At 63.2% G+C, this 4,926-nt stretch carries 6 protein-coding genes; 4 read left to right on the top strand and 2 right to left on the bottom strand.

Features of this window, described 5'->3' with window-relative positions:
- Both GXY33_18285 and GXY33_18280 read right to left on the bottom strand, forming a co-directional pair.
- On the bottom strand, nt 1-203 hold a 203-nt coding region (locus tag GXY33_18285), incomplete at its 3' end, for a prepilin-type N-terminal cleavage/methylation domain-containing protein (GenBank protein NLX07090.1).
- Nucleotides 204-209: 6 nt separating this feature from the next.
- Nucleotides 210-1,223, bottom strand: coding sequence for a LacI family transcriptional regulator (locus GXY33_18280; protein ID NLX07089.1), 1,014 nt, complete (start codon nt 1,221-1,223; stop codon nt 210-212).
- Between the two features lie 181 nt (nt 1,224-1,404).
- Between GXY33_18280 and GXY33_18275 the strand changes: the two genes are divergently transcribed.
- From GXY33_18275 to dgoD, 4 genes are all read left to right on the top strand, one after another.
- Nucleotides 1,405-2,115, top strand: coding sequence for an MBL fold metallo-hydrolase (locus tag GXY33_18275; GenBank protein NLX07088.1), 711 nt, complete (start codon nt 1,405-1,407; stop codon nt 2,113-2,115).
- A 63-nt stretch (nt 2,116-2,178) separates the two neighbouring features.
- Nucleotides 2,179-3,096: a hypothetical protein gene (locus GXY33_18270; GenBank protein ID NLX07087.1), complete on the top strand. Its 918-nt coding sequence runs from the start codon at nt 2,179-2,181 to the stop codon at nt 3,094-3,096.
- 139 nt (nt 3,097-3,235) lie between these two features.
- Nucleotides 3,236-4,093, top strand: coding sequence for an NAD(P)-dependent oxidoreductase (locus tag GXY33_18265; GenBank protein NLX07086.1), 858 nt, complete (start codon nt 3,236-3,238; stop codon nt 4,091-4,093).
- A gap of 9 nt (nt 4,094-4,102) precedes the next feature.
- Nucleotides 4,103-4,926 (top strand): galactonate dehydratase (dgoD, locus tag GXY33_18260; GenBank protein NLX07085.1); only part of this gene is annotated, 824 nt, incomplete at its 3' end.

The raw sequence follows: 4,926 nt of genomic DNA, 5'->3' as shown, positions 1-4,926 counted from the left end.
GGAGGAATCGGCAGATACCCGCTGAAGTCCTCAGCGTACATCCACAGCGCGGTCGCGAACTGCTTGAGGTTCGACTGGCAGGCCACGGTCTGGGCCTGCTGGCGGGCCGACTGCAGTGCCGGAAGCAGGATCGCCACCAGCACCGCGATGATCGCGACCACCACCAGCAACTCGATCAACGTGAACGAACGACGGTTGTACATGGCATCTCATCCACCAGAGGTCGTGTACAGGTCACCGGGAATCGGATCGATCGGATCGGGAGCGGACTTGCCCGCGATCAGATCGAGCAAGACGTCAACCGCCCGCGCCGCCATCTGACGGCGGGGAATCTCCAGAATCGCCGGCGTGTAATGCCGCGAAACATTGCCGACCGAACCGAAATACGCCAACACCAGCTCGTCGGGCACCCGCCGCCCCATCCGCGCCGCCTCGTGTACGGCCGCCTCGTAACACAAGTGGTTATAGCAGATCAGGGCGTTGATGTCCGCGTGGCTGTGCAGGTACCGCGCCACCGCCTCGACCATTAGCGAATCGTCCTTCTTGGTCGCCAGGTCCCCCGTGCCCAATCCCGCCTCGCTCAGCGCATCCTCCACCCCGCGGTAGCGCTGGTGGACCGAATACGGCCCTTCGCTGTGCCCGATGTACCCGATCCGCTGACGGCCAAGCTGGATCAGCCGCCGGGCCAGCCGGTAGCCGTTGGTGTACTCGTCCGAAGTCACGCACGGCACGCCCGCCGTCGGCTCCCGGTTGATCCACACCGTCGGCACGCCCAGATGCGAGAACCGCTCATCCACCCGCCGCAAATCCACCCCGACCTCCGCGATCCCAAGCACCCCGTCGACCACAAGTTCCGAGAACAGCCGCGGCGGCTCGACCACGTCATCCGTCATCATGTCCAGAAGGAACGGCTCGAAGATCACCGAGTAACCGCGACGGGCCAACTCCAGCGTGGCGGCGTCCAGGTATTCATTGTCGGAGTCGTGACTCCTGGCCGCCGATTCATACCGCGTGACCGCGCAGGCGATCTGCCGGAAACTGCCCCGCCGCATCGTCCGCGCCGCGGCGTTCGGCCGAAACCCAAGCCGACGCGCGATCTTGCGAATCTCCGACGCCCGACGCGCCGCGCTCGGCCAGACCTCCTTGTTCTTCCCGTTGAGAACCCGCGAAACCGTCTCAACCGAAACCCCCGCCTCGCTCGCAATGTCCTTGAGCGTAACCATAGAATGCTGACCTTATCGTTCCGCTATCCTGAATCAGCGCTCGAAACGCCAACTCTTGAACGTTCCCATTTCGACAACGTTCAAGATTTATCGTACCAGATGACCCGCAAGTCTGTCAAGACGGTTGTTCTGTGCGCCGCGGACGGTATATTGGACGTTCAAGACGTGGGGAGACCCAGCGATGGATGTGAACGTAACGCTTTTCGGGAACAGTGGTTTCGAGATCCAAGCCGGTGGATTCCGCCTCCTCATCGACGCCTTTACCAACGGCTATCCCGGTGGTACGCAACTCGATCCACCACCCGAATCGGTGCAAAATGCCGACTTGATCCTGATCACGCACAGCCATTACGACCATTTCAGCCCGTGGAAGACCGCCGCCGCGGCGAGGGTCTCCGGCGCACAAGTGGTGGGCCCAAAGGCGGTTATCGACGCTCTGGCGGGTGAGCTGCCGGCTGGGCAACTGGTCGAAGCCGAACCGCCGGTCGCACCGGCCGGTCAACCCGCCGCCGCTGTGGAATTGACGAGCGGTCCGGCGAAGATCACCGCCTTCCGGACGTTTCACGCTCGGGGCCACAATTCGTATCTGATTGACGTGGAAGGGGTTAGGTTGTTTCACGACGGCGACAACGAGGACACCCGCCGGCTTGACCTCGCGCGGCTGGGGCGCAATGATGCGCTTTTCCTGTGTCCGTGGAAAGGTTCGGGTTGGGTCGAGTTTATCGAACGTCTTAATCCTAACCGGTGGTTTTTGATGCACTTAACGGATGCGGAATTGGACGACCACGAGGCGGGACGGTTTTTCGCGGACATCTGCGATTATGTGCCATTGGCGGATCGGCTGGTGGTTTTGCGGCCGGGTCAAACACATGGTTTTGCAGTTGGCGGCTGAGGTGGCCTAGAATTTGGTTCATTTGATGTGGAAACTGTCTGAGTGGCATGGAGTTGGAGCGGCATGAGTTCGATCGGTCAGAAGAAACCAGCGGCGGTGGTCAAGCGTCGGCGCACGTCGAAGTTTGTGGAGATTTTTCGGACGACTCCGGTCAATACGGTATGTCCGAATTTTTACGTGTTGGCGCATGCCAACGGCTGCGGGTTTGATCCGGTGTGCAGCTACTGCTATTTGAAATCATCGTTCTGGTATCTCAAGCAGCCGCATGTATTTACGAACGTCGAGCAGATTGAGGCGGAGGTGCGTCGGTGGATTGGTCAGGATGAACACGAGTCGTACGTTCTGAACACGGGCAATCTTTCGGACAGTCTGACGTTTGAGGATGAGCGTCCGCTGGTGGGGAGGCTGGTGCAACTGTTTCGCACGGAGGCGGCGGATCGCGGTCGGCCGCACTGTCTGCTGCTGGTAACCAAGGGGGGGATGGGCGAGTGCCGAAGTCTGCTGGCGGAGAGGCCTTGCGCGAATGTGATTGTTTCGTTTTCGATCAACCAAGCGGAGGCGGCGGCGAAATATGAGCGTGGGGCGGCGACGACGGCGGATCGGTTGGCGGCGGCGAAGCGGCTGATCGAGGCGGGTTGGCGGGTGCGGGTGCGGATCGATCCGATGCTGTTGGGGTTCGAGTACGGCGGGTTGGCGGAGCAGGTGCGGGGTCTTCCGCCTGAGCGGTTGACGCTGGGGACGCTGCGGGCGGAGTCGAATCTGATGGGCGCGAACGGGAACGGGATTTTTGCCGACCTCGAGCAGCCGGAGGATGCGAAGGGGTTGGCGCGGTATCCGCGCGAGGCGCGGATGGGTTTGTATCGGCCGGTGGTCGAGGCGATGCGCGGGGTTTGTCCGATCGGCTTGTGCGAGGAGACGCCGGACGTGTGGGAGGCGTTGGGTCTGGACGTTGAGGCCAAGAGCTGCAACTGCGGGTTGTAGGCAGCGCGCATATCGATTCGGTTTGCAAAACGGGGCGGTGACGATCAGAATGTGACACCTGTTGCTTGTTGTGCCGGTTCGCGCGTGTTGCGCGGAACGGGATGCGGCGGCTGGGGCGAGGGAAAAGGAGAGGCTCGCGATGAGCGGTCGGAGCGTGTTGGTCACGGGGACCAGCGGGCGTCTTGGATCGGCGGTGGCGCAGCGTCTGGCGGAGGAGTGCGCGGTGGTCGGGTTCGATCTCAACGTCCCGTCGGACGAGGTCGCCAAGTGTTTGAGCCGTTCGGAGGTCGGGTCGATCACCGATCCGGAGGCGGTGGCGCGGGCGATCGACGGGGTCGAAGTGGTCGTGCACTGCGCAGCGATTCCGGGCAACTGCCGGCCGGCTCACAAGCTGGTGGAGGTTAACGTGCTGGGGACGTTTGTGCTGCTGGAGGCGGCGGGGAACCGCGAGCACGTTCGGCAGTTCATCTACATTTCATCGGTGTGCTGGTTCGGGATTACGGAGCAGGCGGCGGATCGGTATATGCCGTCATACCTTCCGCTTGACGAGCGGCATCCATCGGTGGCGGTGGCGCCGTATGGGGCGAGCAAAGTGCAGGCGGAGAGTTGGTGCCGGTGGTACGCGGAGTTTTACGGCAAGCCGGTGGTGTCGATTCGTCCATCGCTGATCGTTCCGCCGCATCGGGAGTCGAAGTTTGTGGCGAGGGCGGCGCCGAACCAGCGGGTATTGAACGATTACGTGGGGCAGAACGATCTGATCGACGGGATCGTGCGGGCGATGGCGTACGAGCCGAGGGACGGGTTCGATTGTTTTTTGATGAACGCGGAGGACCAGTGGACAACCACGCCGACGCTGGAGCTGGCGGAGCGATTCTATCCGGGCGTGCCGGTGGATCGTGAGAAGCTGAGCCGCTGCGACGGGTTTGGTGCGCTGATCTGTTGCGATCACGCGCGGGAGGTGCTGGGCTGGTCGCCGAAGTACCGCTGCGCAAGATGAGGAGTTGCCATGAAGATCACGAAGCTGGAGACATTTTTCGTCAAGCCGCGGTGGCTGTTTTTGAAGGTTTCGACGGATGAGGGTCTGGTCGGCTGGGGCGAGCCGATCGTGGAGGGCCGTGCGCGGACGGTGGCGGCGGCGGTTCGCGAGGCGGCTGACTACCTGGTGGGCCAGGACCCGCGGGCGATCGAGCGGCACTGGCAGGCGCTGTATCGCGGGACGTTCTATCGCGGTGGGGCGGTGTTGACGAGCGCGCTGAGCGGGATCGAGCAGGCGCTGTGGGATATCAAGGGCAAGTTCCACGGGATGGCGGTGCATGAGTTTCTAGGCGGGCCGTGCCGGACGCGGGTGCGGATGTACGCCGGCTGCGGCGGGTATGAGGCGGAAGCGGCGGCGGAGTCGGCGAAGAAGCGGGTGGCGCAGGGGTTCACAGCGGTCAAGATCGCGGCGGAGGAGCCGGTGCGGAACGTCGATACGCCGGCGTACGTCGAGCGGCAGGTGAATCGGTTGGCGGCGGTTCGCGAGGCGGTGGGCGGCGGGGTGGATATCGGGATCGATTTTCACGGTCGGGTGAGTCCGGCGATGGCAATCCGGCTGGCGCGGGCGTTCGAGCCGTACCATCCGATGTTCATCGAGGAGCCGTGTCTGCCGGAGAACGTGGATACGATGGCGCGGGTGGCGCAGTCGACGAGCATTCCGATCGCGACGGGCGAGCGGCTTTTCACGCGGTGGGGGTTTCGCGAGGTGCTGGAGAAGCAGGCGGCGGCGATCCTTCAGCCGGATTTGTGCCACGCGGGCGGGATTTTCGAGGCGCGGAAGATCGCGGCGATGGC

Source organism: Phycisphaerae bacterium, from assembly GCA_012729815.1.
GTDB lineage: Bacteria > Planctomycetota > Phycisphaerae > JAAYCJ01 > JAAYCJ01 > JAAYCJ01.
This window is presented reverse-complemented; position numbering and strand designations above follow the sequence as displayed.